Here is a 1,474-nt window from a genome sequence, read left to right as displayed (position 1 = left end):
TCGCCGGGCGCTGCCCAAAAGCAGCCGGGAACCGCCAAAAACACGGACAGGTCAGGCACTTGACCGGCCCCGTTCCTTCAGGGATGAATGCTTACGATGCCGAAGCGATCAATGAGTTCCGGCGTCGAGCACGAACCGTGTGCCCTCTCATCACTGGTTTTTCCACCAAGAGGTAAAGCACTGCCGACAGCGCAAGTGACACGACCAGCGCACAGCTCACCGCAAGGAGCGGACCGAGCTTTTCCCCGGCGAACTGCATGACAGCTATCAACGCCGTAAAGTGAATCAAGTAGAAAGCGTACGATACATCCCCGAGGAATATGCCGGACCGCGTGGCGAGCAGTGTTTTCTTTCCTTGGGTATCGGACGCTGCCGCCGCGAGAATGATCAACGCGAGAGGAAATGCGGAGATGGCCACCAGTTGGAACGGGTCGGCCATTGTCAGCCCCGCAGCATACGAGACCAGTAGAAGGAGAACGGCCATTAGAGTCCCGGGTGAACGTGTGGGACGCTCTTGATGGAGGCGCGCCAGAATGATCCCGAGCACGAATTCAGGAACACGTGTGATCGGCCAGAAATACACGAGCACCAGCTGCGCGGCCGACATTTCCTGCCCGAGGGGACCGCCGGCAGGGGTGCCGGCCAGCGAAAGGGACGCCAGCGGAACGGCCCAGATGGCGGCGAGACAGCAGGCCGCGGCGAGTGGGAGCCGGCCGACGGATATGCGTCTCAGCAGCGGCAAGAGCAGCGGGAAGACCAGATAGAAGGCGAACTCGCAGGTGAGCGACCAAGCGACGCCGTTTCCTCCGCCCGCTGGCATACGTGGAATCATGGTGTCCACGAGGAAGAGGTTGAAGAGGTCGTCCGAAAGCGTGATGTGTGCCCCCGGGGGCATGCGGGTCAGGCCGGCGAAATGCACCATCAGGATGATGCCGAGCCAGACTGCGGCGTGATTTGGGAAGATCTTGAAGAAACGTCTCTTCCAGAAGGCGACCGTGGAGTCGTTCTCACGTGAAGAATACGTCAGGACGAATCCGCTGAGGATGAAGAAGAAAGATACACCCATGGCTCCCAGGGGATACAGATACGAGAGATCGACCCCCGCTGCTGTGCCTCCGAAGAACGCGGCATGGCTGATGAACACTGAAAACGCTGCGGGGAACCTCAGCCCGGTGAGTGACGGAAGTCTTCCGTCTCCCTGTGGTGTCTGGGGCAAGTTCTTCTCCTTGGGTGCGTGATTTTCGCCGTCGGCAACGATGTTCGTGCGCGGGCACGGATACCGATGGAGCATTTCAAGACATCGAAAGGATCCCGGAAAAGCGTTACATACATCAAGGGGAGATCCGTGAGGATACCTGCAATTTTTTGTCAAATAATTTGGTGACTGCTCAGGTCGTTGATTACGCGTGAGCGGGTGGCAGCCAGGGGTTTCCGGCGAAGAGGTCGCGGAGCACGGTCAGGGGGTTGAGGTCGT

General features: G+C 59.2%; 1 protein-coding gene. It reads right to left on the bottom strand.

The window, feature by feature from the left end; translation table 11 throughout:
• Window positions 1-91: 91 nt before the first annotated feature.
• A complete protein-coding gene (locus tag AB0N07_RS50910) occupies window positions 92-1,216 on the bottom strand; it encodes an acyltransferase (RefSeq protein ID WP_365847793.1) in 1,125 nt (374 codons plus the stop codon).
• Between the last annotated feature and the right edge of the window lie 258 nt (window positions 1,217-1,474).

It is taken from the genome of Streptomyces sp. NPDC051172 (genome assembly GCF_040682555.1).
Taxonomy (GTDB): Bacteria; Actinomycetota; Actinomycetes; order Streptomycetales; family Streptomycetaceae; genus Streptomyces.
This window is presented reverse-complemented; position numbering and strand designations above follow the sequence as displayed.